Source organism: Hydrogenophaga sp. ANAO-22 (assembly GCF_042466645.1).
Taxonomy (GTDB): domain Bacteria; phylum Pseudomonadota; class Gammaproteobacteria; order Burkholderiales; family Burkholderiaceae_C; genus Hydrogenophaga.
The window spans coordinates 4,995,110-5,019,205 of the sequence record NZ_CP159956.1; the positions used below are offsets into that span (position 1 = coordinate 4,995,110).

Annotated in this window: 27 protein-coding genes; 4 read left to right on the forward strand and 23 right to left on the reverse strand. The window is 68.3% G+C overall.

Annotated elements, in window-relative coordinates:
- Position 1 precedes the first annotated feature (1 nt).
- From ABSY19_RS24210 to ABSY19_RS24225, 4 genes are all read right to left on the reverse strand, one after another.
- Entirely contained in the window at positions 2 to 1,786 is a 1,785-nt protein-coding gene (locus ABSY19_RS24210) for an alkaline phosphatase family protein (RefSeq protein WP_382156593.1), read from the reverse strand.
- A 15-nt stretch (positions 1,787 to 1,801) separates the two neighbouring features.
- Positions 1,802 to 2,917, reverse strand: a complete 1,116-nt coding sequence (locus ABSY19_RS24215; protein ID WP_382156595.1) for a DUF4062 domain-containing protein — start codon at positions 2,915 to 2,917, stop codon at positions 1,802 to 1,804.
- 143 nt (positions 2,918 to 3,060) lie between these two features.
- The gene (locus ABSY19_RS24220; RefSeq protein WP_382156597.1) at positions 3,061 to 3,555 is read right to left on the reverse strand and encodes a DUF1579 domain-containing protein; all 495 of its coding nucleotides are present in this window, start codon (positions 3,553 to 3,555) and stop codon (positions 3,061 to 3,063) included.
- A 24-nt stretch (positions 3,556 to 3,579) separates the two neighbouring features.
- Complete coding sequence (locus ABSY19_RS24225; RefSeq protein WP_382156599.1) at positions 3,580 to 4,389, reverse strand: phosphatase PAP2 family protein; 810 nt, start codon at positions 4,387 to 4,389, stop codon at positions 3,580 to 3,582.
- A 252-nt stretch (positions 4,390 to 4,641) separates the two neighbouring features.
- Between ABSY19_RS24225 and ABSY19_RS24230 the strand changes: the two genes are divergently transcribed.
- From ABSY19_RS24230 to ABSY19_RS24240, 3 genes are all read left to right on the forward strand, one after another.
- Positions 4,642 to 5,010 carry a DUF1428 domain-containing protein gene (locus tag ABSY19_RS24230; RefSeq protein ID WP_382156601.1) on the forward strand — a complete coding sequence of 123 codons (369 nt, stop codon included), beginning with the start codon at positions 4,642 to 4,644 and terminating at the stop codon, positions 5,008 to 5,010.
- A gap of 121 nt (positions 5,011 to 5,131) precedes the next feature.
- Entirely contained in the window at positions 5,132 to 5,503 is a 372-nt protein-coding gene (locus tag ABSY19_RS24235; RefSeq protein ID WP_382156603.1) for an ArsR/SmtB family transcription factor, read from the forward strand.
- Positions 5,500 to 5,952, forward strand: a complete 453-nt coding sequence (locus tag ABSY19_RS24240) for an SRPBCC domain-containing protein (protein WP_382156605.1) — start codon at positions 5,500 to 5,502, stop codon at positions 5,950 to 5,952. Before ABSY19_RS24235 ends, ABSY19_RS24240 begins: the two co-directional genes overlap by 4 nt.
- A gap of 51 nt (positions 5,953 to 6,003) precedes the next feature.
- Here the strand turns inward: ABSY19_RS24240 and ABSY19_RS24245 are convergent, their stop codons facing one another.
- Complete coding sequence (locus tag ABSY19_RS24245; protein ID WP_382156607.1) at positions 6,004 to 6,513, reverse strand: DUF1993 family protein; 510 nt, start codon at positions 6,511 to 6,513, stop codon at positions 6,004 to 6,006.
- Between the two features lie 423 nt (positions 6,514 to 6,936).
- On the opposite strand from ABSY19_RS24245, the gene ABSY19_RS24250 reads away from it, so the two are divergent.
- Positions 6,937 to 7,395, forward strand: a complete 459-nt coding sequence (locus ABSY19_RS24250; RefSeq protein ID WP_382156609.1) for an NYN domain-containing protein — start codon at positions 6,937 to 6,939, stop codon at positions 7,393 to 7,395.
- 7 nt (positions 7,396 to 7,402) lie between these two features.
- On the opposite strand, the gene ABSY19_RS24255 is transcribed toward ABSY19_RS24250, so the two are convergent.
- From ABSY19_RS24255 to ABSY19_RS24340, 18 genes are all read right to left on the reverse strand, one after another.
- On the reverse strand, positions 7,403 to 8,626 hold the full coding sequence (locus tag ABSY19_RS24255; RefSeq protein ID WP_382156611.1) for an MFS transporter: 1,224 nt from the start codon (positions 8,624 to 8,626) through the stop codon (positions 7,403 to 7,405).
- A gap of 86 nt (positions 8,627 to 8,712) precedes the next feature.
- Positions 8,713 to 9,081, reverse strand: coding sequence for a RidA family protein (locus ABSY19_RS24260; RefSeq protein ID WP_382156613.1), 369 nt, complete (start codon positions 9,079 to 9,081; stop codon positions 8,713 to 8,715).
- Positions 9,082 to 9,098: 17 nt separating this feature from the next.
- Complete coding sequence (locus ABSY19_RS24265; RefSeq protein WP_382156615.1) at positions 9,099 to 10,085, reverse strand: Bug family tripartite tricarboxylate transporter substrate binding protein; 987 nt, start codon at positions 10,083 to 10,085, stop codon at positions 9,099 to 9,101.
- Positions 10,086 to 10,164: 79 nt separating this feature from the next.
- The gene (locus tag ABSY19_RS24270; protein ID WP_382156617.1) at positions 10,165 to 10,944 is read right to left on the reverse strand and encodes an SDR family oxidoreductase; all 780 of its coding nucleotides are present in this window, start codon (positions 10,942 to 10,944) and stop codon (positions 10,165 to 10,167) included.
- 6 nt (positions 10,945 to 10,950) lie between these two features.
- Positions 10,951 to 11,397, reverse strand: a complete 447-nt coding sequence (locus ABSY19_RS24275) for a RidA family protein (RefSeq protein WP_382156619.1) — start codon at positions 11,395 to 11,397, stop codon at positions 10,951 to 10,953.
- Positions 11,397 to 11,786 carry a hypothetical protein gene (locus ABSY19_RS24280; protein ID WP_382156621.1) on the reverse strand — a complete coding sequence of 130 codons (390 nt, stop codon included), beginning with the start codon at positions 11,784 to 11,786 and terminating at the stop codon, positions 11,397 to 11,399. Before ABSY19_RS24280 ends, ABSY19_RS24275 begins: the two co-directional genes overlap by 1 nt.
- Positions 11,787 to 11,791: 5 nt before the next feature.
- Positions 11,792 to 12,781 carry a Bug family tripartite tricarboxylate transporter substrate binding protein gene (locus ABSY19_RS24285; RefSeq protein WP_382156623.1) on the reverse strand — a complete coding sequence of 330 codons (990 nt, stop codon included), beginning with the start codon at positions 12,779 to 12,781 and terminating at the stop codon, positions 11,792 to 11,794.
- 4 nt (positions 12,782 to 12,785) lie between these two features.
- On the reverse strand, positions 12,786 to 13,769 hold the full coding sequence (locus tag ABSY19_RS24290; RefSeq protein ID WP_382156625.1) for a Bug family tripartite tricarboxylate transporter substrate binding protein: 984 nt from the start codon (positions 13,767 to 13,769) through the stop codon (positions 12,786 to 12,788).
- A 34-nt stretch (positions 13,770 to 13,803) separates the two neighbouring features.
- Positions 13,804 to 15,276 (reverse strand): aldehyde dehydrogenase, encoded by a 1,473-nt coding sequence (locus ABSY19_RS24295; RefSeq protein ID WP_382156627.1) that lies wholly within the window; start codon positions 15,274 to 15,276, stop codon positions 13,804 to 13,806.
- Positions 15,277 to 15,401: 125 nt separating this feature from the next.
- Positions 15,402 to 16,133, reverse strand: coding sequence for an aspartate dehydrogenase (locus ABSY19_RS24300; protein WP_382163924.1), 732 nt, complete (start codon positions 16,131 to 16,133; stop codon positions 15,402 to 15,404).
- Between the two features lie 125 nt (positions 16,134 to 16,258).
- Positions 16,259 to 17,932: a thiamine pyrophosphate-binding protein gene (locus ABSY19_RS24305; protein WP_382156629.1), complete on the reverse strand. Its 1,674-nt coding sequence runs from the start codon at positions 17,930 to 17,932 to the stop codon at positions 16,259 to 16,261.
- Entirely contained in the window at positions 17,929 to 18,756 is an 828-nt protein-coding gene (locus ABSY19_RS24310) for an IclR family transcriptional regulator (RefSeq protein WP_382156631.1), read from the reverse strand. Before ABSY19_RS24310 ends, ABSY19_RS24305 begins: the two co-directional genes overlap by 4 nt.
- A 14-nt stretch (positions 18,757 to 18,770) precedes the next feature.
- The gene (locus ABSY19_RS24315; RefSeq protein ID WP_382156633.1) at positions 18,771 to 19,595 is read right to left on the reverse strand and encodes an alpha/beta fold hydrolase; all 825 of its coding nucleotides are present in this window, start codon (positions 19,593 to 19,595) and stop codon (positions 18,771 to 18,773) included.
- A gap of 103 nt (positions 19,596 to 19,698) precedes the next feature.
- On the reverse strand, positions 19,699 to 20,196 hold the full coding sequence (locus tag ABSY19_RS24320; RefSeq protein ID WP_382163926.1) for a cupin domain-containing protein: 498 nt from the start codon (positions 20,194 to 20,196) through the stop codon (positions 19,699 to 19,701).
- A 122-nt stretch (positions 20,197 to 20,318) separates the two neighbouring features.
- Positions 20,319 to 21,074, reverse strand: a complete 756-nt coding sequence (locus ABSY19_RS24325) for an SDR family oxidoreductase (RefSeq protein WP_382156635.1) — start codon at positions 21,072 to 21,074, stop codon at positions 20,319 to 20,321.
- Between the two features lie 158 nt (positions 21,075 to 21,232).
- Complete coding sequence (locus tag ABSY19_RS24330; protein WP_382156637.1) at positions 21,233 to 22,018, reverse strand: ABC transporter permease; 786 nt, start codon at positions 22,016 to 22,018, stop codon at positions 21,233 to 21,235.
- 40 nt (positions 22,019 to 22,058) lie between these two features.
- Positions 22,059 to 23,054 carry an ABC transporter substrate-binding protein gene (locus tag ABSY19_RS24335; RefSeq protein ID WP_382163928.1) on the reverse strand — a complete coding sequence of 332 codons (996 nt, stop codon included), beginning with the start codon at positions 23,052 to 23,054 and terminating at the stop codon, positions 22,059 to 22,061.
- A gap of 43 nt (positions 23,055 to 23,097) precedes the next feature.
- Positions 23,098 to 23,934, reverse strand: coding sequence for an ABC transporter ATP-binding protein (locus ABSY19_RS24340; protein WP_382156639.1), 837 nt, complete (start codon positions 23,932 to 23,934; stop codon positions 23,098 to 23,100).
- Between the last annotated feature and the right edge of the window lie 162 nt (positions 23,935 to 24,096).

Genomic DNA, 24,096 nt, shown 5'->3' on the forward strand with positions numbered 1-24,096 from the left:
CTCAGGGCGCGATGGGCGCCACGGCCAGCAGGTGGTTGGAAAAGCTGGTCTCGGTTTCGCAGCGCCAGGTGGCCCACAGCTTGCAGCCCTCGGCCGACCCCATGTCCAGCTCCAGGGCCAGCCAGTTGCGGGCCGCCATCACATGCTTGTCGTGCCCCGGGAAGGGCATCACCTCCGCGACGTACTGCACGTCGATGTTCTGCGGCTGCTTGGCATTGCTGTTCAGCCACGAGAGAAACAGCCGCTCCATCACCCCCATGAGCGAGGGATGCACCACGGCCGACGAGGTGAACTGATGGATCTGGGACCAGGTCTCCGTGGCCGGCAGGTCCTTGCGGTAGGCCGTGCCCCAGGCCGCGACGTGCACATCGCCGGACACCAGGGACACGCGGATCTTCTTGTCGCGCGACAGTTGGGAGAGCACCTCCAGCAGGCGCTTGCGCTCGCCCTCGTGGTCGTCGTGTGACCAGTGGTCCTTCAGGTCGTCGGCATTGCTGTCGGTGACGTGGTCCTGCCCGAACTTGTCCATCAGCAACTCGGCCAGGGGCAGCTTCGGGTGCACCACCGGCACCGAAGACATGAACAGCAAATGCTGGCACCCGCTGCTGGGCTGCGCCTTCGTGCCGCCGGGCGCCAGGCTGTTCGTCCACTTCTTGATCCGGCCCCAGGTGTCCGACCCCATCACCTGCGCGCGCGAGCGCTCGGTGCGCAGGTCGGCCGCGACGATGGCCACCGGCCCGACGGCGTAGGCCGAGGTGAACCCGGGCTGGTCGTCCAGCAAGGGCAGGGCCTGCGCGTCCTTGGCCAGCACCTGGCTCCAGGCGATGGGCTTGAGCATCGGGTCCTGCCGCGAGAAGCCCGCCGGCGTCGTGTCCTGCAGCTCGGGTAGATCGCCCAGGGCATGCTGCATCTGGAACACCCAGAAGGCGCGCCGCGCGTGGCGGAACAGCGCCTGGAAGAGCGGGCTGTTCTGCATCTCGCAGCTGTACGAACCCCAGCCGTCGAAGATGTCGTGGTCGTCCCACATCATCACGGTGGGGATGGATGCCATCGCCGCGCTCGCGTCCAGCGTGGCCGTGGGCGACGACCAGGGCTTGCGCTCTTTGGGGAGCCAGCGCTGCTTGTACAGGGTGAAGTAATAGTCCTCGATCTCGCGCTCGAGCGCCTTGGTGACCTTGAAGTCCAGCTGCGCCTGCCGGGGCAAGGCCACCCACTGCCGCAGCGCCTTGATGTCTTCCCAGATCGAATCGAAGTAGATCTGGTCGCCGCCCATGAGCATCAGATGAAAGCGCTGCAGACCTTTTTCATGGATGCGCTTCTCGTGCCACAGCTGCTCCTTGTCCAGCAGCTTCACTTCGCCAGAACCTTGCTTGCGGCGCAGCGCGCGGTCGTGGCTGTAGAGCAGGTCTTCCCACACCGCATCGGACGTGCGGATGAGCTTGCGCATCACGGCCGGGTCGGAAAACCCGTTGCACGACACATAGGCCATGCGCGGCGAGAAATCCTTGCCCGGCACCGTCATGCGCCACGTCGGTCCGCCCGGCACGCCGTAGCTCACCGTGCGCTCGCTCTTCAGGACCTTGCAGGAAACGTCGTAGCGCAGATAGCGTTCGCCGGGGATGGCCAGCAGCTCCTTCGGTGCGGGGCAGGCCTTGCCGTCCACCTCCAGCGCAGGCACCGGCGCGCCGGCCTTGATGCCCACCAGCGCCGTCACCTTCCAGACATCGCCTTTGCCGATGCCGCGGAACGACAGCACCGGCCCCAGCAGAAGATCTTTTTCGTTCATGTGTTCAAGCTCCCTTCAAGCATTCATTTCCTTGGCCACCACCTTGACGATCCGCGCGCGCGACACCGCCCTGCGCGCCACCAGCGCCGCCTCACCCGTCTGCTGCAGCCACTCGAAAAACCGTTGGCTCGCGTGGCGCGTCTGCGAGTCGTCGCGGCAGTTGGCCAGGAAGGCGAACTGCACCTTCTGCACGTCGTCCGCCACGAACACCCCGAAGGGGCCGCTCACCACCGTCGCGCCCGGAAACCCCAGCAGCGAGGTGGCCTGGGTCTCCGTCGCGCCCCGGTGGCAGGCGATCAGATGCAGCGGCCCATGCGCCGAAGCCAGCAAGTCGATGCGCTGGTGATCCTCCAGAAAGGGCCGCCCCACCAGTTCGCGCGCGGCGGCCACGCCGAACGAGGCCGGAATCGCGTGAACCACCACCGCCACGTCCTTGCCGTCCAGCTTGACCACCACACCGCCGTCCACCACCTTGGCCCCCTGCAGCCCGCCCAGCGCCGTCCTGAGCGTCGATTCCATCGCCGCCTTCCGCTGGCGGAAATCGAGCCGGGTCCAGTCCAGGGCCGCGCCGACATCGAAGCGCGTCGAGGCGCTGGCCTGCACGCCGCGTTGCGCCAGCGAGATCACGGCATCCGAGAGCGCCTCGAACACGCGCTTCTTCGCGTCGGCCACGGTCTTCACCTCTCCGCCCCGGAAGGCCGTCTGCCGCGAGAGGTAGTCCTGGAAGCGCCGGTTGCGCTCACCCGCCGCGCCCTTGGCCTCGGCCACGGTCGGCAGCGCCACCAGGCGCACCTTCGCCTGCGCCGAGCGAAGGCCCTCCATGTACTCCGCGTGGCAGATGCCGATGTCCTGCTCGCCCGCGGCCCAGCCCGCGTTGCCGTTGCTCAGCACGATGAGCACATCGCAGTCGCGCACGGCCTGCAGGCAGGCATCCCAGCTGTCCTGCGTGCCTTCGGCGGGCGGCGCGTCTTCGTTGATCCAGACCTCGAACAGCTTTCGCCCCAGCACCTGCGCGGACTCGATCTCGGCTTTCAGCGCCTGGCGCAGGTCCGTCAAGGTGGTCTTGCTGTCGGCGGGGCAGGGGTCCAGGCAACGGCTGGAGAGCATCACGCGGATGAGAGACTTGGCCAAGAGGCGTTCCTTGTTGTTGTTGAACCTGGCGGATCGGCCCGCAGGTCTTGCGCCAGAGGACGCTGCTGGATTCTGGGCAAGATTTCCCTCGGCATCAACCGCTGGCGCCCGTTTCGCCGCTGCTCTTACCCCATCTGTGCATGTCAGACGCGGCGGTAATTCACCTCGACGGCCAAGGCCTCTTCGCCGGTGGGCGAGATGTTGTACATGCGCAGGTCCAGCGTGTCGTCGTCCGGCTGATCGATCGCGGTGCGCCAGCCCCAGCGCGGGCCGCCCTGGCCGTCGGCGTAGCTGCCCAGCATCGACAGGCGCGGGTCGCCAGGCGTGCCGGTGCTGAACATGAGGGACGTGCCCGTGCCGAAACTCTCGGCCCACGCCGACTCGTAGCGGCGCTCGTCGAGGTGGTGCGCGATCAGCGCCACACCTTCCATGGGCTCACCGCCGCAGTGGCCGCTGTACTCGTGCAACAGCACGCGGCCACCGAGAAGCACGCGGATGCTGCCGCGCTGCACCGAGTCTTCGGCCGGCTCGCCCGGCTCGAACCAGAGGCGAAAGCGCCCCTGCCACTGCCCTGCCATGCGCGCCATCTGGGCGTGCACGCCGCCCGCCAGCGAGACTTCGAATTCCTTGCGACCCATGATGTCTCCTTCCGAACCGACCGGCTACGCGCGGGCGCGGCGCCGGGTGATCTCGATCGCCGCGATGCACACCGTCAACCACGCCACACCGAAGGCGAACCCGGCGACCACATCGCTCGCCCAATGCACCTGCAGGATCACGCGGCTCCAGCCGATGCTGAAAGCCAAGGCCGAGGCCAGCAGCACGCTGGGCAGATGCCAGCGCGGCGGCAGCAAGCGCAGGCACAAGTAGGCCAGCATGCCGTACACCACCAGCGAACCCGAGGTGTGCCCGCTGGGAAAGCTGTAGCCATCGGCCTGCGCGAAGCCGTGCTCGTGCAAGGGGCGGACCCGCTCGAAGATGTGCTTGAGCACCCGGTTGAGCAAACCCGCACCCGCGCACGCCACCACCCAGCCCAAGGCCAGCGAGGTGCGCCGGCGAACGAGCAACAGCACGCCCACACCGATCACCAGCAGCGTCAGCGGCAAAGGGTCACCCAGGTGCGTCAGGTTGCCGAAGAAGCGCAGGGCAGAAGGCGGCAGCTCGCGCGCCAGGGTCTCGGTGAGCCGCACGTCGAACTGGCCGATCTCCTCGTCCGCGTCGAACACCTCCAGCATCTCGGCGAACAGGGACGCCGTGGCGACCAGCACACCCGCGCCGAGCGCGAGGCACACGCCCAGCAGCAGCGGGCGCGGCCAGCGGTCCCACGCGGCGTAGGGGCTGTAGCGCCTGAAGCCGATGACGAAGGCGGTGACGGCGATGAGCACCAGCACCAGCGCGGCGGCGAGCACGGGGACCGCGTGGCGGCCGAGCCATTCGGCGCTGGCGAGGGCTTGGGTCAGGTCGTTGTCCATGGGTGCTGGTGCTCTCCTGGCTGGATCGTCGCGGCTGCGGTCGATTTTTGCACGCGAAGCCCGCCCGCAAAAAGCGCGGCTGTCCTACAGCCTCGCGCTCCGGCATTGCTCACCATGTCCTTCGATACGTTCACGGCGGCTGTTGAGACCTGACGCTGGAAGGTCGTGTCGATTTGTCCTGCTGTCGTTCGTCGTGTAGCTACAAGGTGCCCACAGGGGGCACCTTGCAGGTCAACCCCACAGGAGTCTGGTATGTCTTACATCGATGGTTTCGTGATCGCCGTTCCCACCGCCAACAAGCAGAAGTTCATTGAACACGCACGCCAGTTCGACCCGATATTCATCGAGCTGGGCGCCCTTCGTGTGATCGAGGGCTGGGGCGACGACGTCCCCGACGGCAAAGTCACCGACTTTCGCCGTGCGGTCCAGGCGACGGCCGAGGAGACGGTGGCCTTTTCGTGGGTCGAATGGCCGGACAAAGCCACGCGCGACGCGGCCATGAAGAAGATGATGGAAGACCCGCGCATGGACCCGTCCAAACCCGGCAACCCGCCCATGCCCTTCGACGGCAAACGCATGATCTTCGGCGGCTTTGAACAGGTGGTTGAAGTGAAGGCTTGATGGGGCGCAGCGCTGCCACTGGATGTTGCGCAGCGCGCACGCTCCGCTTCGCGAGCAGGCGGTGGAACGTCCCGTCTCGAGTTCTGTTGACAGCTTGATAAATATTCACCAAAATGGGTGAATGAATAACGCGTTGACAGCCAACCGACTCGACAACATGTTCGTCGCCTTGGCCGACGAGACCCGTCGCGCCATCCTGGCGCGGTTGTCCCTGGGCGAAGCCCGAGTGACCGAGGTGGCCGTGCCGTTCGACATCTCGCTCAACTCCGTGTCCAAGCACATCCGCATCCTGGAGCGCGCCGGCCTTGTCACGCGCCGCCGCTCTGGCCGCGAACATATCCTGCGTCTCGAACCGCGACCGCTGGCAGAGGCGTCGGACTGGCTTCAGTCGCGCCAACGCGACTGGGCGGGCCGATTGCAGCGCCTGCAGGCGCTGCTGGACGAGGAGGATGCAATTCCATCCCGGCAAACCAAAGGAGTCCATCGATCATGAAGAGCGAAGACCATCTCGCAATTGCTGTCCATCACAGATTCCGCCAACCGGCCGAGAGGGTGTTCGATGCCTGGCTCGATGCGCGCCTGGCGAGCCGCTTCCTGTTCTCGACTGAAACCGGCGAGATGGTCCGCTGCGACATCGACCCGCGTGTCGGCGGGCAGTTCGTGCTGACCGACAGGCGTCCCGACGGCGATGTGGAGCACACCGGGGAGTACCTCGTCATGGAGCGGCCACGGCGGCTTGTGTTCACATTCGGTATCCCGGCCGCATCGCCGACCTTCGACATCGTGACCATCGAGATCACGCCGGAAGCGGACGGCGGCTGCACGCTGCATCTCACGGCGGAGATGCAGCCCGAGTGGAAGGATTACGCCGACCGTGCACGCCAGGGTTGGGCCCAGATCCTTGCCAGCCTTGAGGCCGCGCTGCGTGAGACCGGCGCCTGAACGAGCGCGGCAAGGCGCGCCTGGCGCTGGGCTGCACTCAGGCGTCTCGCATCAATAGGCACCCATGTAGTCGCGCTTGCCGACCTCAACACCGTTGTGGCGCAAGATGGCATAGGCGGTGGTCACGTGGAAGAAAAACTGCGGCAGGCCGTAGTGCAGAAGATAGGCGCTGCCGGTCAGCTTCTTTTCCTTGGGGGTGCCGGGGCGCAACACGATTTCGCGGCTTTCACTCGCATCAAATTGCTCGGGCTTGAAGGAGCCGATGTGGGCCAAGGCCTTGGCGATCAAGGCTTGCAGGTCCGCGAAGCTGGCTTCCGTATCGGGCCAGGACGGCACCTCGGCACCCGCCAGGCGGGACGCGATCCCCTTGGAGAAGTCAGCGGCGATCTGGACCTGACGAACCAGCGGAAACATGTCGGGGAACAGCCGCGCTTGCAGCAGCGCGTTGGGATCGATGTTCTTTTGCGTCGCGTGGTCTTCGGCCTTCTTGAGCACATCGGACAGGGCGCGCAGCATCTGCTGAAGGACGGGGACGGAGGCGTTGTACAGCGGGCTGGTCATGGGGAATTCACTTTTAAGTTGGGGCACGATTGCCAGGGCTGGCATGGCAGAGGCCTTGCCGAGGCAGCAAGGCTAACAGCACAGGGACCACCCGCACCGGCCAACGAGACTGGTGCTCGCTGCGGATTTTTCTTGCGGCGTTGTGAATACTTTTGGCGTATTGATGTAAAGTCTCCCCCGCTCACGAAAAAGGTGAGCCGGGCCTGAGAACCCGAGGATCCCTTGCGGCTTGAAAGGCCGCTGTACACCGCTAGGACAGCGGCCTTCATCATTCACGCTTGCTTTATGGCGGCCTGAATGGGAAGCCGCGAGGCTTGCCGGTTCTTCGCAAGGGGTCCCCGGTTCTCAGCCCGTTCGGGCCGCCGCCACTCTGTGTTGTGTGGCGGCGGCTGTTCCTTAACGAACAGGGAAGGCAGACACTCCATGCCCAGGCTGCAGCACAAGCAACAGAAGATTGCCGTGTTGATCGACGCGGAAAACGTCTCTCACACACTGATCCGTTCCATCCTGCTGCGCGCCGCCTGTTACGGCGCGCTCATCGTCAAGCGCGCGTACGCCGACTGGACGCGGCCCCACATGAGCCGCTTCAAGAACGTGTTGCTCTACAACGCGATCGAGGCGGTGCAGCTTTTCCCATACGCCAAGGGCAAGAACGCGGCGGACATCATGCTCAGCGTGGAGGCGATGTCGCTGGTGAACACGGGTCAGTTCGATGCGGTCTGCCTGGTGTCGTCGGACAGCGATCTCACGCCGCTGGCGTTTGGCGTGCGGCGCGAGGGGGTGCGCGTGTATGGCTTCGGCGCGCGGCAGACGCCACGGGCCTTCGTGGCCGCCTGCAGCAGCTTCATCTACACCGAGTCGATCGCGGCGACGGCCGAGTGAGGCGCCGTCAACGTCCGCCGGCGTGTGTCCGGGGAATCCAGTACGCCAGCGAGCCCGCCGCCGCGAAGGCGATGAGCCCGGTGACGGCGATGCCGGTGGCCAGCGACAGGCTGCCGGCCAGGAACGAGAGCAGCACCGGCCCGCACGAGGCGCCGATGTCGGACATGAGACGCCACACGCCCAGGAAGTGCGCGCGGCCATGGCGTGGGGAATGGTCCGCGCCCAGGGTCATGATCATGCCGGAGCCGATGCCGTTGCCGAAGCCGATGGCCAGCGAGGCCAGCAGCAGCGTGGTGAAGCCCGAGGTGAAGGGCATCAGCAGCAGCGCCGTGCCCATGATGACCATGGATGGCACGGCGACCCAGCGCCGGCCTTTGTGGTCCATCACCTTGCCGGCGGGGTAGAACACCAGCATGTCGATGCCGCCGGCCAGGCCGTAGATGAGCGAGGCCACGGCCGGCGCCAGCGCGAGGTGATCCGCCCACAGGGGTATGACCACCTGGCGCGAGGCGCGCACGGCACTGACCAGCACCACGCCGATGCCGAGCGTGAGGAACACGTGGCGGTGGTCCCTGAGCGTGGAGGCGATGGTGGTGGCCGCGGGCGGCGTCTGGCCGGCCGGCAGGTGGGGTGTCTCCAGGTCCGGCACGCGCGCGCCGAGGGCGGCCGCCGCCACCACCCCGGCGATGCCGACGCCGAAGGCGCCGGCCAGGCCGAACACGTGCACGGCCGCCGCACCGAGGAACGGGCCGATGAACATGCCGATGCGGCTCACCCCGCCCAGTGTCGAGAGCGCCCGCGCGCGGTACGCGATCGGCACGGCCTCGGCCATGTAGCTCTGGCGCGCCAGGTTGTAGACGGCCCGGGACATGCCCACCATGAGGCAGCCCGTGGCGAACAGCGCCAGGTGCGAGGTCCCCACGCACAGCGCCATGCCCAGGGCGCTCCAGAGGCCCGCGGCGACGATGGCCCAGCGCTCGCCCCAGCGCATGGTGATGAGCGACGCGGGAATGTTGTTGAGCAGCGAGCCCAGGCCCATCAGCGCGACGACCAGCGCGGCCATGGGCACGGAGGCGCCCAGCTCGCGCGCCACGAGCGGGATGATGGGGAGAATGGCGCCTTCGCCCAGCCCGAAGAGCAGGGAGGGGCCGAAGACCGGCACCGCGATTCGCTTGAGGGAAAACTCGGCCGAGGAAGAGGCGGCGCCGGGCGGGGCGGGAGGAGGTGGCATGCGCGGCGTGAGGGCGAGGGAACGGCGGTGGGGACGCCATTGTCCCCTTCCGCTGTTCGGCCCGCTGAAGGCCGGCGCGGTGCCCCTCAGGCCACGTAGGCCACGATCTCGATCTTCATCCCCGGCACCACCAGCGCCACGCCGGCGCTGGAGCGGTTGGGCCAGGGCGCGCGGAAGAACTCGCGGTACACGGCGTCGATGGCCGCCATGTCGGCCACGTCGGTCATGTAGATCAGCACCTGCGCCACGTCGTCCATGGTCTTGCCCGCGCGTTCCACCGCGCGCTGCAGGTTGCTGAAGGTCAGGCGGGCCTGCTGTTCGATGCTGCCGGTGGTGTCCACGCTGCCGTCTTCGCGCACCGGGCCGTGGGCGGTGTAGAGCACGCCGCCGGCGCGCACCATCCACGAGAACGGTTGCTTGAACGGCGGCAGGCCGACGTCGATGACTTCCTTCATCGCTGCGCGCGCTTCGCTCAGTCGGCCATGATGCCGGTCTCCCGGATCACCTTGCCGTAGCGTTCGTTGTGGTACTGGTTGATCTTGGCCAGCGCCGCCGGGTCGCCACCGGCCGGAATCAGCGCCATGGTGTTCATGCGCGCGATCACGTCGGGCATCTTGAGGATTTCGTTGAGGTGGCCGTTGAGCGTGCGCACCACGTCGGCGGGCATGCCTTTGGGGCCCATGAAGCCTTGCCAGGCGCCGACTTCGGCGTCTTTCACGCCGGCCTCGGCCAGGGTGGGCACGTTGGGCGCGAGCGGCGAGCGCTGCGGGTCGGCCACCGCCACGTTGACCAGCTTGCCCTGGGCGATGTACTGCGCCACCGGGCCGAGCGTGGTGTACATCATGGGGATGTGGCCGGCCACGAGGTCGACGATGGCCGGGCCGCTGCCCCGGTAGGGCACCTGGGTGAGCTTCACGCCGGCCGAGCGGTTGAACATCTCGCCCAGGATGTGCATGGGCGAGCCGCTGCCGGGGCTGGCGTAGTTGGTGACCTTGCCGCTCTTGGCCGCGGCCACCACGTCTTTCACGGTGTTCAGGCCCGAGCCGGCGTGGGTGACGAGGAACAGCTGTTGCGTGCCGGCCAGCAGGATGGGCGTGAAGTCGGTGAGCGGGTTGTACACGGCACCGGTGCCGGGCTTGAGCACCAGCGGGGCGGTGGCGAAGGTGTTGGGCGTGAACAGCAGCGTGTAGCCATCGGGCGCGGCCTTGGCCACGAAGGCGTTGCCGATGGTGCCGCTGGCGCCGGTCTTGTTCTCCACCACCACGGTCTGGCCGACGCGGGCCTGCAGCTTCTCGGCGAAGGTGCGCGCGAGCGCGTCGGTGTCGCCACCGGGCGGGAAGGACACGACGAGGGTGATGAGCTTGCTGGGGTAGGTCTGCGCCAGCGCGCTGCCGGCGGGCAGGGCGAGGGCGGCGGCTGCTGCGAGCGCGGTGAGCAGCAGGGGGCGGCGGGCGGTCATGTTCGATGTCTCCTAGTGGGGTGGGCTGGCAGGGAAAACTGAAACCGAAACAGAGAAAGCGGGGCCGTCGGGTGCCTGTTCAGAATACGCCGGTGAACGATCCGCCGTCGAGCAGGATGTTCTGGCCGTTGATGTAGCCCGCGTGCACGCTGCACAGGTAGGCACAGGTGTGGCCGAGTTCGCTGGGCTGGCCGATGCGGTGGGCCGGGTGCTTGGCCAGGCGCGCGGTGCGCACCTCGTCCACGGTCTTGCCTTCGCGCTTGGCTTGCGCGGCGAAGTTGCTTTCCAGGCGCGCGGTGTCGAAGGTGCCGGGCAGCAGGTTGTTGATGGTCACGCCGCGCGCCACGGTGGTGCGCGCCAGGCCCGAGACGAAGCCGGTGAGGCCGCTGCGCGCGCCGGTGGACAGGCCCAGGCCGTCCAGCGGCGATTTCACGGCGCTGGAGGTGAGGTTGATGATGCGGCCGAAGCCGCGCGCCATCATGCCGTCCACGGTGGCCTTGATGAGTTCGATCGGTGCGAGCATGTTGGCGTCGATCGCGCGGTGCCAGGTCTCGCGGTCCCAGGTGCGGAAGTCGCCGGGTGGGGGCCCGCCCGCGTTGGTGACGAGGATGTCGAAATCGGGGTGCGCGGCGAAGATGCGCGCGCGGCCTTCGTCGGTGGTCACGTCGGCGGCGACCCAGTCCACCTGGCCCGCGCCGTGCGCGGCCAGGCGTTGCGCGGCCTCGCGCAGCGGGCCTTCGGTGCGCGCGGCGATCACCACGTGCACGCCGTCTTTCACCAGCGCCTCGGCGCAGGCGTAGCCCAGCCCCGAACTCGCGCCGCACACGAGCGCCTTCTTGCCGGCAATGCCCAGGTCCATGGTGGTTCAGCTTTCAGTAGAGAGAAGGGGTTGGGCTTCGCGAAGGTCCACGTCGAGCCGGGCCCAGGCGTCGATCTCCACGCGCAGCTCCGGGAACACGAGGGCCTTCACGGCCACCAGGGTGGAGCACGGCGTGTGCTCGCCAAAAAAATCGCGCCGCGCGCGGCCGACCTCGTCCTTGTCGGCGATGTCGGTCAGGTAGACCACGGTCTTGATGAGGTTGTGCCGGTGGCCGCCCGCGGCCGTCACCAGGGCTTCGAGCTTCTTGAGCACGACGATGGCCTGCTCGTAGGCGCCCAGCGCTTCACCGCGCTCGGCGGCCTGGCGCGTGGCGGGGTGGCCGGTCATGCCCGAGACCACCACCTCCTGGCCGATGCGGTAGCCGTTGGTCCAGCTCGCGGTGGGCAGGTCGGGCACCTGCGGGCTCTGGATCTTGTGCGCGAGGGTCGTCATCACTGGCCTCCGGCGCGCACGCGTTCCTTGATGCGTTCGCGCACCGGCACGAAGTCGTAGGTGGGGTAACACTCGGTCTGGAAGACGCCCCAGGCGGAGCGCTCCAGTTCGAGGTTGACGCGGCCCAGCAGGTGCGGTGGCACTTCGAGCGTGACGATCTGGCCCAGGCCCATGGCCACGGTCCACGACACCACGCGCGTGCCTTCCACCGGGAAACGCTCCCACCATTCGCTGGCCTTGAGCTTCGCCTGCACGTCGTCCAGCGTGAGGCCGGCGTGGTGTTTCAACACGATGGTGATCAACACATTGGCGGAGGCGTGCACTGGCGTACCTTCGCCCTGCGGGCTGCGGTGCGAGCTTGCTTGGGAGCGGCCCTGCGCTGCGCTCATGACCTTCACTCCATCGTGATGTTGCGCGCCTTGATGACCTTGGCCCAGCGCGCGGTTTCGTCGCGGATGTGGGCGTCGAATGCGGAGGTCTGGATGTCCCAGGCGCTCAGGCCCTGGCCTTGCAGGCGCTCGCGCACGGCAGGCTCGGCCAGGATGGTGGTTGCATCGCGCGCGAGTTGCGCCACCACGTCGGCCGGCGTGCCGGCGGGCGCCAGCAGGCCGTACCAGGACGGCACCACCACGCCCGGCACACCCAGTTCGGTCAGCGTCGGAATCTCGGGCGCCGTGGGCGTGCGCGCGCTGTCGGTCACGGCCAGGGCGACCAGCTTGCCGCTGCGGATGTGCGGCAGCACGGTGGGCAGGTTGCTGAACATCAGGGGCACGGTGCCGCCGATCACGTCGTTGATGGCGGGCGGCGTGCCTTTGTAGGCGATGTGCAGGATGTCCACGTTGGCCTGCGACTTGAACAGCTCGCCGGCGAGGTGCAGGCCGCTGCCCACGCCGGGCGAAGCGTAGGCGAGCGAGTCGGGCTTGGCCTTGGCCCGCGCGATGAGATCGGCCACGCTCTTGATGCCCGTGGCCGGGTTCGTCACCAGCACGTTGGGCGTCTTGGCCAGCATGGCCACGGGCACGAAGTCCTTCTGGATGTCGAAGGGGAACTTCGGCATCAGCGTGGGGTTGACCGTGAGGTTGCCGGCCGGGATCACCAGCAGCGTGTGGCCATCGGCCTTGGCGCGCTTGACGCGCTCCATGCCGATGTTGCCGGCCGCGCCCGGGGCGTTGTCGACCACGGCCACCTGGCCGTAGCGCTTGGCCAGGCCATCGGCGAGCACGCGGGCCAGCGTGTCGATCGGGCCGCCGGCGGGGAAGGGCGCGACAAGCGTGAATTTGTCGGCGGCCAGTTGTTTCTCGGCGGCCGTCTGTGCGTGGGCGGTGGTGGTGCCCAGCAAGGCGAGCAGCGAGGTGACGGCAAGAAGGGTGCGGCGGTTGGTCATGGTGTCATTCCATCGTGATGTTGCGTTGCTTGATGACTTTGGCCCAGTTGGCCGTCTCGGTGCGGATGTGCGCATCGAAGGCGGCGGGCTTCATCGTCCATTCGGTCATGCCCTGGGCCTTGAGCGTCTCGCGCACGTGCGGTTGCGCCAGGATCTCGACCATGTCTTTCGCGAGTTGATCGACCACGTTGGCCGGCGTGCCCGCGGGCGCGAGCAGGCCGTACCACGAGGGCACCACCACGCCGGGCACGCCTTGTTCTGCCAGGGTGGGGATGTCGGGCGCGTTGGGGGTGCGCGCGCGGTCGGTCAGGCCCAGCGCCACGAGGCGGCCGCTTTCCAGGTGCGGCAGCATGGTGGGCAGGTTGCCGAACATCAGCGGCACCGTGCCCGCCATCAGGTCGTTGATGGCCGGCGTGGAGCCCTTGTAGGCCACGTGCTGGATGTCGATGTCGGCCTGGTCCTTGAACAGTTCACCCGCGATGTGCAGGCCGCTGCCGATGCCGGTCGAGGCGTAGAACAGCGTGCCGGGCTTGGCCTTGGCCGCCTTGATCACGTCGGCCACGTTCTTGAAGCCGCTCTTGGGGTGGGTCACCAGCACGTTGGGCGTGGTGGCCAGCATGGTGACGGCCACGAAGTCCTTCTGCACGTCGAAGGGGAACTTCGGCATCAGCGTGGGGTTGATGGTGAGGTTGCCGGCCGGGATCACCAGCAGGTTGTGGCCGTCGGCCTTGGCGCGCTTGATCTTGCCCATGCCGATGGTGCCGGCACCACCGGGGGCGTTTTCCACGATGGCCGTCTGGTCGTAGCGCTTGGCCAGGCCATCGGCCAGCAGGCGGGCCAGCGCATCGATGGCGCCACCGGCGGGGAAGGGCGCGACCAGGGTGAACTTGTCGGAGGCCAGCTGTTTCTCGGCGGCGGTCTGGGCTTGCGCGGTTCCCATGAGGGCGAACAGCGAGGCGAGGGCGAGAAGGGTGCGGCGGCTTGTCATGTCGAGAGAAGGTTGCAAGGTTGGAAAAAGAAAATCAGCTGGTCGCCCAGGGCATGGGCGATTCGTTCAAGCCCCAGTAGAAGCTCTTCTGGCTGGTGTATTCGAGGATGCCCAGGCGGCCCTTCTCCTGGCCGTAGCCGCTCATCTTCACGCCGGTGAACGGCGTGCTGATGGAGAAGACCTTGTAGGTGTTGATCCACACGGTGCCGGTCTGCAGCGCGCGCCCGATGCGCCAGGCGCTCTTGAAGTCGCGCGTCCAGATGCCCGAGGCCAGGCCGAACATGTTGTCGTTGCACTGCGCGATCAGGTCGTCCTCGTCCTTCCACGGCAGCAAGGCCAGCACCGGGCCGAAGATCTCCTCCTGGCACATGCGCGCGCTGTTGGGCAGGCCTTCGAAGATGGTGGGCAGGTAGTAGCTGCCGCCGTCGTAGAAGCTGCCCGTGGGCCGCTCGCCACCGCACAGCACCGTGCCGCCTTCGTCGCGGCCCAGCTGCACGTACTTCTCCACCGAGGCGCGGTGGCCCAGGTTCACCAGCGGGCCCATCTGCGTCTCTTCCCTGGACGGGTCGCCCACGCGCAGCTTCTTCACGCCTTCGAGCAGGCGGGCCTTGAACTCGTCGTAGACGCTTTCGTGCACGAAGGCGCGCGAGCCGGCGATGCAGGACTCGCCCGAGGAACTGAAGATGCCGTAGAGCACGCCGGCCACGGCGTGGTCCAGGTCCGCGTCGGGCATGACGATGGTGGGGGACTTGCCGCCCAGCTCCAGCGAGGTCGGCATGAGCTTCTCGGCCGCCAGGCGCTGGATGCCCATGCCCACGGTGGTGCCGCCGGTGAAGGCGATGCGCTTGATCAGCGGGTGCTTGACCAGGGCGTCGCCCACGATGCTGCCCTTGCCCGGCAGCACGCTGATGATGCCGGCGGGCACACCGGCCTGCTCGGCGATCTTGGCCAGCTCCAGGGCCATGCGCGGGGTGATCTCGGCCGGTTTGAAGACCATGGCGCAGCCGGCGGCGAGAGCCGGGGCGAGCTTCTGGGCCTCGCTGGCGATGGGGGAATTCCAGGGCGTGATGGCGCCCACGACACCCAGGGGCTCGTTGACGCTCATGCTGAGGTAGTCGCCGCGCGAGGGGGTGATGGTGTCTTCCCAGGTCTCGGCGGCGGCGCCGAAGAACTGGAAGGTGCCGGCGGCGCTGGCGACCAGGGCGCGGCATTCCTTGATGGGCTTGCCGTTGTCCAGGCGCTGGAGCTGGGCGAGTTCTTCGCCACGCTCGCGGATGCCGTTGGCGATGCGGTAGAGGATGCCGGCGCGTTCGTGGTGCTTGAGCCTGGCCCAGGAAGGCTGCAGGCGGGCGCGTTCGGCCGTCTGCACGGCCTCGTCCACGTCGGCGGCGGTGGCCGCGTGCAGGCGGGCGACGGTGCTGCCGTCGTGCGGGTATTCGGTGGTGTATTCCGGGCCCGAGGCGTCGCGCCAGCGGCCCGCGAAATAGCTTTGAAGTTTGTCGGTCATGGAATGTCTCTCTTGTCGGCGCGAAGGGCTGTTGATCCAGAGGCGTCGCGGATCCGGCTACGCCGGTCCCAGACGCCGCCCCCTTGAGGGGGTGACGCGCCGCAAGCGCGGCGCGGGGGTGGGCTTCATATCGTCACGGAGGAAGTGCGGTTGTGCAGGAAACGCAGGGCGGACAACACGGTCAGCGCCGAGGTCTTGGGGTTGTCGGGCAGGGGCTTGCCGCGCATGGTGATGCGCATCTCGCCGAAGGCGCCGCGCACATCGACCTCGTGGATGTTCTCGGTCACGGTCGGGTCGGCGATCAGGCGCACGCGGGTCGCGTCCAGCCCCAGGCCGGCGAGCGAGACGGTGGCGGCCACGTTGGCGTTCTTCGGGTACAGGTGGGCGGCTTCGCGCGCCGTGGCTTCGAGGATGACGGTGGGCTCGGTGATCGTGCCCAGGTCCGCCACCTGTTCGGCGGGGGTGCCGCGCCAGCCTTCGGGCGGCTTGCGGCCGGTGTAGGTGACGCTGTCCAGGCCGGCCAGGCGGGCCGAGGCGATGGCGTCGATGCCACCGATGGCGCCGGCCAGCAGGTGCACCCGCGTGCCGCCGCGCTGCGCGGCCTCGGCCAGCTTCTCGGGCAGGCCGTCTTCGGACAGCGCGCCGATGGACAGCACGGCGCATTCGATGCCGCGCTCCAGCGCGGGCAGCACGTGGCTGCCGATGGCGGCGTGGCCCGCGCATTCCAGCAGCAGAGCGGTCTCGGGCGGCACCTCGGTGCACACGGTCGCGGCCGTGCCGAGCGCGGCTTGCGCGTCGGCGACGTGGCTCTCGGACAGCACCACGTGCGTGATGCGCACCGTGGGGTGGCCGGCCATGCGCGCGAAGAGCGTGCGGCCGATGGCGCCGTAACCGATCAGCGTGACCTGCTGAAAATGAATGCCAGAACCTTCGTGCTGCGCACTGCGGTGCGAGCTTGCTTGGGAACGGCTCTGCGCGTCGCTCATGTTTCTTCCTTCTTCTTCGGGGGGCCGGCGAACTTCACGGCAAACGGGCCCCAGGCGTTCATGTCCACTTCCACCACCACCGGGCCGCTGGCGTGGGCCAGGGCTTTCTGCAGCGTGTCCTTGGCGGCGGCCGGGTCGGCCAGCTTGTGGTGCGGCACCTGCAGGCTGGCGCAGAGCTGCGCGAAGTCGGGCGTGTGCAGTTCCACGTAGGCGTGGCGGCTGCCGTAGATGTCGTCCTGGATGTTCTTGATGACGCCGTAGCGCTGGTCGTTCATGACGATGAAGACCACGTTGGCCTTCTCCTGCGCGGCGCAGGCGAGTTCGCCCACGTTGAGCATGAAGCCGCCGTCGCCGCAGAGCGAGATGGTGCGGCGGCCCAGCGCGTGTTCGGCATCGGCCACGGCCGCGCCCACGCCCATGGCCAGGCCCTGGCCGATGCCGCCGCCCAGGGCGTGCACGCCGGCGCGCGGGTGGTCCAGCACCGGGGCGCGGTTGCCCCACATGCTGTTGGAGAGCGTGATGTCGCGCACCCACCAGAGCTTCTTGCCGACCACCTCGGCCAGCGTGTTCTTGAGCTTGGCGTACTGGCCCAGCGTGCCGTCCACCAGCGAGGCGGCTTCGGCGCGCGCGCGCTTCACATCGGTCGCCAGCTTCGGGTCGATCCGCATGCGGCCTTCGAGCCGGTCGGCCAGCGCGTTGAGCGTGATCTCGGCGTCGCCGTGCACGAACAGTTCGCTGCTGTAGCCGCGGCCGTCGGTGAGGGGGTTGGCGTCGATGCGGTAGCGCGTGGCCGGCAGCTTGAGCTTGTAGTTCAGCGTCTCGTTGCTGCGCAGGCGCGTGCCCACGGAGAGGAAGGCGTCCACGGTTTCGTAGAACTCTTCGGCCGGCTTCTGCAGGTTGTAGGAGCCCAGCGTGGCGGGGTGGTCTTCGGGCACGATGCCGCGGCCCTGCACGGAGGACACCACGGCCCAGCCCATGTTCACCAGCCGCATCGCGGCGGCGCTGGCGCCGCGCGCGCCGCCACCCAGCCACAGCAGGGGGCGCTTGGCGCTGAGCAGGCGCTCGGCGAGCAGGTCCACGGCGGCCAGGTTGGGCTGCACGGGTGGCACGGCCAGCGGCGAGAGATCGGCCGGCAGGTCCAGCTTCATCTTCTGCACGTCGATCGGGATCTCGATGCTCACCGGGCCGCAGGGCGGGGTCTGCGCCAGGCGCACGGCCTCGCGCAGCGTGGCCAGGGCGGTCTCGGGGTTGCGGATGCGGAAGGCGTCCTTGCCCACCGCCTTGAGCATGGCCAGCTGGGCCGGGTGCTCGTGGATGTAGCCCAGGTCGCGGTCCAGGAAGGGGGACTCGATCTGGCCGGTGAGGTGCAGCAGCGGCGTGCCGGCAGTGATGGCCTCGACCATCGCGCCTGCCGCGTTGCCGCAGCCGGTGCCGGTGCTGGTGACGCACACGCCCAGCGTGCCGCTCACGCGGGCATAGGCGTCGGCCATGTTGCACGCACCTGCCTCGCCGCGCGCCGAGACGAAACGGATCTTCTGGCGCGTGTGGAACGCGTCGAGGATGGGCATGTTGTGGATGGAGATCACGCCGAAGGCGGCGCGCACGCCGCACTGCTCCAGGAAGCGGGCGGCGAGTTCCCCCACGGTGATGCGTTGGTGAGATGGGCTCATGCGACTTTCTTTTCGGTCGGTTTGGTTTGCCAGCCACCGCGGTTGGGCAGGTGGCTGATGCGTTCGGTGAGCTGGGCCGCGGCCTCGCGCACCTGGTTGACGAGAACTTCGAGTTCGCCGGGCTGCACCTGCTGCGCCGGCACGGTGATGCTGATGGCCGCCGAGACCTCGCCCCGGTCGTTGAAGACCGGTGCGGCGATGGTCGAGATGCCGGATTCGAATCCGCCCTGGCTCACGCCGTAGCCGTTGGCGCGGTCCTGGTCGATCAGCTGCTTGAGCTGCTCGACCGTGGCCGGCGTGCGGGGGGTGTACTTCGGCAGCTCGGGTTCGGGGTAGAGCTGGCGCAGGGCGTGCAGGTCGAGGTCGCTGAGCAGCAGGCGGCCCAGCACGGTGGCGTGGGCCGGCAGGCGCGCGCCGACCTGGATGGAATGGAACAGGGCGCTGCGCCCGGCGACCTTGGCGATGAAGACCACGTCGCGCGCGTCGCGCACCACCACATGGGCCGAGTAGCCGCACTGGTCGCGCAGCGCCTCGATGATGGGGCGGCCGTGCTCGGTGAGTTCCATGGAGGCCAGGAACTCGAAGCCCAGGCGCAGCACGGACAGGCCGAGCTTGTAGTAGGCGCCGTCGCCCACGCGCTCGACGAAGCCGCCTTGCTCCAGCGTCTGCAGCATGCGGAACACCGAGGCGCGCGGCAGCTCGAGCCGGCGCGAGATTTCGGCACCGGTGAGTTCGCGCTCGTCGCGGTTGAACAGCATCAGCAGCTGCAGGCCGCGCATGAGCGCGGGCACGGTGTAGCGGTCGTCGTTTTTCTCGGTGGCCATGGTCTTCTCCTTGTTCAGTTGAGACCCAGCAGGGCGTTCACCGCGCCGGGGGCTTCCAGCGGGCACGCGTGGCCCGCAGAACCCAGATCATTCCATGCCACGCCGGCGGCCTGGGCCACGGCCTGGCAGGAGGCGGGGGTGGTGATGCCGTCGGCGCCGCCGCTGGCCACCACCACCGGCAGGCGCAGTTGCTTCAGGTCGGCCGCCAGGGTGCCGTGGGCGAGCAGGCGCGCGGCCTGCGTGTAGCCGGCGGGAATCACCTGCGACATGCTTTCGCGCACGGCCTCGACCAGCTCGGGCGCCGCGCCGGGCGAGAGCATGGCCGCGCCGCGCGCCTGCGCCATGCCTTGCGGGCCCAGGCGCTCCAGCGTGGCCAGGCGGTCGCGCAGTTTCTGCTCGCGCACGGCCGGCTCGGCGTGGCCATACCCGCCGGCGGGCGAGAGCAGCACCAGGCGCTGCACGCGCGAAGGCGCCAGCAAGGCGGCCCGGCCGGCCATGAGCGCACCCAGCGAGTGGCCCACCAGCGTGATGGGCGTTGCAACGCCAAGCGCGTCGAGCCAGGCCCAGAGGCGCTCGGCGTAGTCGTCGGCGCGCGGCCAGTCGGCCTTCACCGGATCGCTGGTGCCGTAGCCCGGCGCGTCCCAGGCCAGCACGCGCAGGGGCTTGCCCGCCGCGGCGTCGAGCTGGCGCACCCAGCTGCCCGAGGCCGAGCCGATGCCGTGCAGCAGCACGTGCGTCACCGACGCGGCCGTGCCCGCTTCGCGGTACGACACGCGCGCGCCGTCCGCCAGTGCGATGTTGCGCAGCGGATGGGAGGCGAGGGCTTGAAGAGGCGTCATGAGGATTGAAGGGAAGTTGAACCAGAAACACCGCGGAACCGGCTTTGCCGGGCCGCTGGTGTTGCCCCCCTTGGGGGGTGACGCGCAGCGGCGCGGGGGGGATTCACCTCTTGATCTTGGCGAGCGGGCTGTCGGGCGGGTAGGTGGGGGTGATGGGCTTGGGCGAACCCAGCATCACGCACATCAGCGCGTCTTCGTCGCCCACGTTGTGTTCTTCGCGGTACACGCCGGGCGGCACCGAGATCAGGTCGCGCTCGCCGACGATGGTTTCCCAGCGCTCGCCGTCCTTCTCGCAGACCACCTTCATCGCGCCGCGCATGACGAAGAAGATCTCTTCCACGTCGTAGTGGATGTGCGAAGGGCCGATGTTGCCGGCCGGGATCACCATGGTGGAGAAGGTGAAGTGGGCGGCGGGCACGGTGTTGGTGTCCTTGTTCACGCCGGTGCCGCCGGTGCCCACGTAGCGCATCTGCGCGCGGCGGTACTTGGGGTCGTAGTCGGCCTGGAACTTCAGCGCGTCCCAGTCGTAGCTGCGCGTGCTCCTGCGCGCCACGCGGCTCTCCATCCACTGCGCGAAGCTCTGGCCTTCCTGGCGCATCATCACGCGCTGCGTCTCGGCCTCGGGCGGAATGTTCGCGTCCATCAGGCCGCGTTCGTTGAACACGGGCGCGTTGGCCGCTGCGGGTTTGGTGATGGTGGCTGTGCTCATGCGTTTTCTCCTTTTCAGTTCATCGTGAAGCCGCCGTTGACGGGCAGCAGCTGACCGGTAATGAAGCCGCTGGCCTGTGTCAGCAGGAACAGGGCGGCGGCGTTGACGTCTTCGGGGATCTGCGGCCGCTGGATCGCGCGGCCCTTGAGGTAGTGCTCGTGCCGTTCCTGCGGCACGTAGGCGGTGGCTTCGACCAGCGTGAGGCCGGGGGCGATGGCGTTGACGGTGGTGCCGTCCTCGCCCATCTCGCGCGCCAGCGAACGGGTCATGGCGATCACCGCGCCCTTGCTCGCCACGTAGGCCAGCAGGCGGGGGGCGCCCCAGAGCGCGGTGTCGGAGGCGATGTTGACCACGCGGCCGCCACCGGCGGCGGCCAGGTGCGGGCGCGCGGCGGCGGTGACGAGCCAGGTGCCGCGCACGTTCACGTCCATCACCAGGTCCCAGGTCTCGGGGCTGAGTTCGCCCATGCCCTTGCCGCCGGAGTTGGTGATGGCCGCGTTGTTGATCAGGCCGTCGAGGCCGCCCAGCCATTGCGCGGCGGCGTCCACGCCGGCGCGCACGCTGGCCGCGTCGAGCAGGTCCAGCGGCACGTAGTGCGCGTTCGGGCCGAGGTCTTTCGCGAGCTGTTGCCCGGCCTCGTGCAGCACGTCGCTGATGACGACGCGCGCGCCGGCCTGCACCAGCGACTGGGCGAAGCTCGCGCCCAGGCCGCGGGCGGCGCCGGTGACGAGGACGCGGCGGCCGGTGAGCTGGATTTCGTTGTGGCTCATGGTGGTGGACTCAGTTTTTGTTGCGCTGCGCACGAGGCAACGCCGCCAGGGGCATCAAGGGTCCGGCTCCGCCGGCCCGAGATGCCGTCCCCCCTCCAAGCGCCGAAGGCGCGCCAGAGAGGGGGGAAGCCGCGCAGCGGCGCAGGGGGGTGTTCATATCAGGCCACGCGCCGCTCGGCGCTGGGCAGGTAGTGGAGCACGCGCTTCTCGGCGATCACCACGGCGTAGTAGGCGACGATGCCGATCACGGTGAGCGCGCCGATGACCACGAACACCCCGGCGGTGTTGCCCTGGCCTTCGAAGAACACCAGCATGTAGCCCAGGCCCATGTTGCCGCCCACGAGTTCGCCGACGACCACGCCGATGACGGCCAGCGTGCTGGCGATGCGCAGGCCCGAGAACAGGGGCGGCAGCGTGGTCGGGAACTCGACCATGCGGAACACCTGCAGCCGGGTGGCGGAGAAGGAGCGCGCGAGGTTGATCAGGTCGTGGTCCATGGTGCGCATGGCCGAGAGCACGTTGATGAGCACCGGGAAGAACACGATCAGGATCGCGACCAGGATCTTGGGGTACATGGTGTAGCCCAGCCACATCACGAACAGCGGCGCGAACGCGACCTTGGGCGCGATCTGCAGCGCGAGCAGGTAGGGCGAGAGCACGGCCTCCACCTTGGGCGAGAGGCCCAGGGCGTAACCGATCAGCGCGCCCAGCAGCGAGCCCAGGATGAAGCCGATGACGACCTCCGCGCCGGTGATGCCGGCGTGCCAGAGCAGGCGCTCGGTGCCCCAGATGCGGACCGCTTCTTCCCACACGCGCGAGAAGGGCGGCAGCACGAATTCCGGCACGCCCAGCAGGCCGGGAACGTATTCCCAGACCGCCATGAACACCACCAGGACCAGCAGGCTCCAGAGCGCTGTGCTGTAGCGCTGCAGTACGTCTTTCATGTCGCGACTCTCAGATGCGGGAAGGGAAGGGCGGCGCGACTCACTTGGCCGTCACGAACTGGTTGGTGTAGAGCTCCTTGACCGGGGTCTCCTTGGGCACCACACCGTTGGTGACGTAGAACTTCTGCAGCTCGGCCAGGCGGGCCTCGTCCATCGTGCCGGGCACCTTCTGCGCGGCGTAGACGTACTTGTTGAAGAGTTCGAAGGCCTTCTGGATGCTGGCTTCCTTGCCCTTGTGCACCGGCACGTGCGCCACGTAGGCGGCGGTGGCGGCCTTGGGGTCGGCCATGATGTCCTTCATGCCCTTGAGCGTGGCGCGCACCAGCTTCTGGATCAGCTGCGGGTTCTTGGCGATGGTCTCGTCGGAGGCGAGGATGGCCTGGGCCATGCTCTTGAAGTAGATGTCGGCCGGCAGGATGTCGACCTGCGCGCCGGCTTCCATCGCGCTCACCGTCCAGTCGGGCACGCCGGCCATGGCCGAGGCCTTCTTGGCGGCGAACTGCTGCCACACGCCCGCAGGGCCGGCGGCCTGGATGTTGACGTCGTTCTTGGTCAGGCCGACCTTGCTGAGCATGCCCAGCAGGGCGTAGTAGGTGGTGTCGGTGTAGGCCAGGACGGTGACGGTCTTGCCCTTGAGTTCGCGTGGGCTCTCGATCTTCTCGTCCTTGTGGCTCACGAGCTGGGTGAGCGAACCGGCGCCGAGCACGGCCACGGCCTTGACGGGGATGCCCTGGGCGCGGGCGATGATGGGGGTGTCGCCGATGGCGCCGCCGATGACGGCGTTGCCGGCACCGATCTGCTTGGCCACGTCCACGCCGCCGCGCGCGGTGACGAAGTTGACCTTGAGGCCTTCCTGCTCGTAGTAGCCCTTGGCCTGGGCCAGCATCCAGGGGCCGAAGGCCGGCAGCGTGCCGGGCGCGGGCAGCAGGTAGGTGATCTCCTGCAGCTGGGCATGGGCCGCCAGGGGCGAGACCAGCGCCGCGGTGGCGAGCAGGCTCAGGCAGGCACGGCGGGTTCCGTTGAAAGCGCGGGTCATCTTCATGGCAACTCCAGGAGGTGGGTGAATGGGAATGCGGGGGTCAGTGCACGTCGGTCTGCGCGTCGAGCTTGAGCAGGTCCATCAGGCGCGAGACGTAGTCGCCCACGGCCGGGTGCTTGCGGCGCGCCATCGGGTTGTCGCGGCCGGGGATGTCGACCACGATCTCTTCGACGATGGTGCCGGGGCGCTCGCTCATGACCAGGATGCGGTCGGACAGCGCGACGGCCTCGGCCAGGTCGTGGGTGATGAAGAGCACCGTCTTCTTGTGCTCGGCCACGGTGCGCGCCAGGTCCTGCTGCAGGATCATCTTGGTCTGCGCGTCCAGCGCGGAGAAGGGCTCGTCCATCAGCAGCACGATCGGGTCCACCGCGAGCGTGCGCGCCATGGCGGCGCGCTGGCGCATGCCGCCGGAGAGCTGGTGCGGGTAGCTGTTGCCGAAGCCCTTGAGGTGGCACTGGGCCAGCAGCTTCTCGGAGATGGCGGCGCGGTCGGCGGCGCGCACGCCGCGCAGCTCCAGGCCGAACTCGACGTTCTGCGAAATCGTGCGCCAGGGCATGAGCAGGTCTTTCTGCAGCATGAAGGCGACGTGCTTGTTGGGGCCGGTGACCACTTCACCGTTGACCTTGACCGTGCCGGCCGAGGCCTTGGCCAGGCCCGAGCCCATGTTGAGCAGGGTGCTCTTGCCGCAGCCCGACGGGCCGATCAGGGACACCACCTCGCCCGGCTGGATGGACAGCGTCACGTTGCGCGCGGCGATCACTTCCGGGTTCTTGCCCCGCGCGGGAAAGCGCTTGTCTACCCCGATGAATTCGATCGCGGGATGCAAACCGCCGCTGATCGGGGCGGTTGCGCGGGAGCCGTGAAGTGCGTCGTTCATGGGGACCTGCGGGTGGATTAGGATGTTTTGTATATGAAACGTTGATTCATTACAGAATCAATGCTAGGGCCGTTGCCCCACTTTGTCTGCAAAAACCTACTAAGGCCGCGGGGTATTGGCCTGGGCGGGCGGACCGGCCTGGAACGCGGGGGAGGGCGTGCC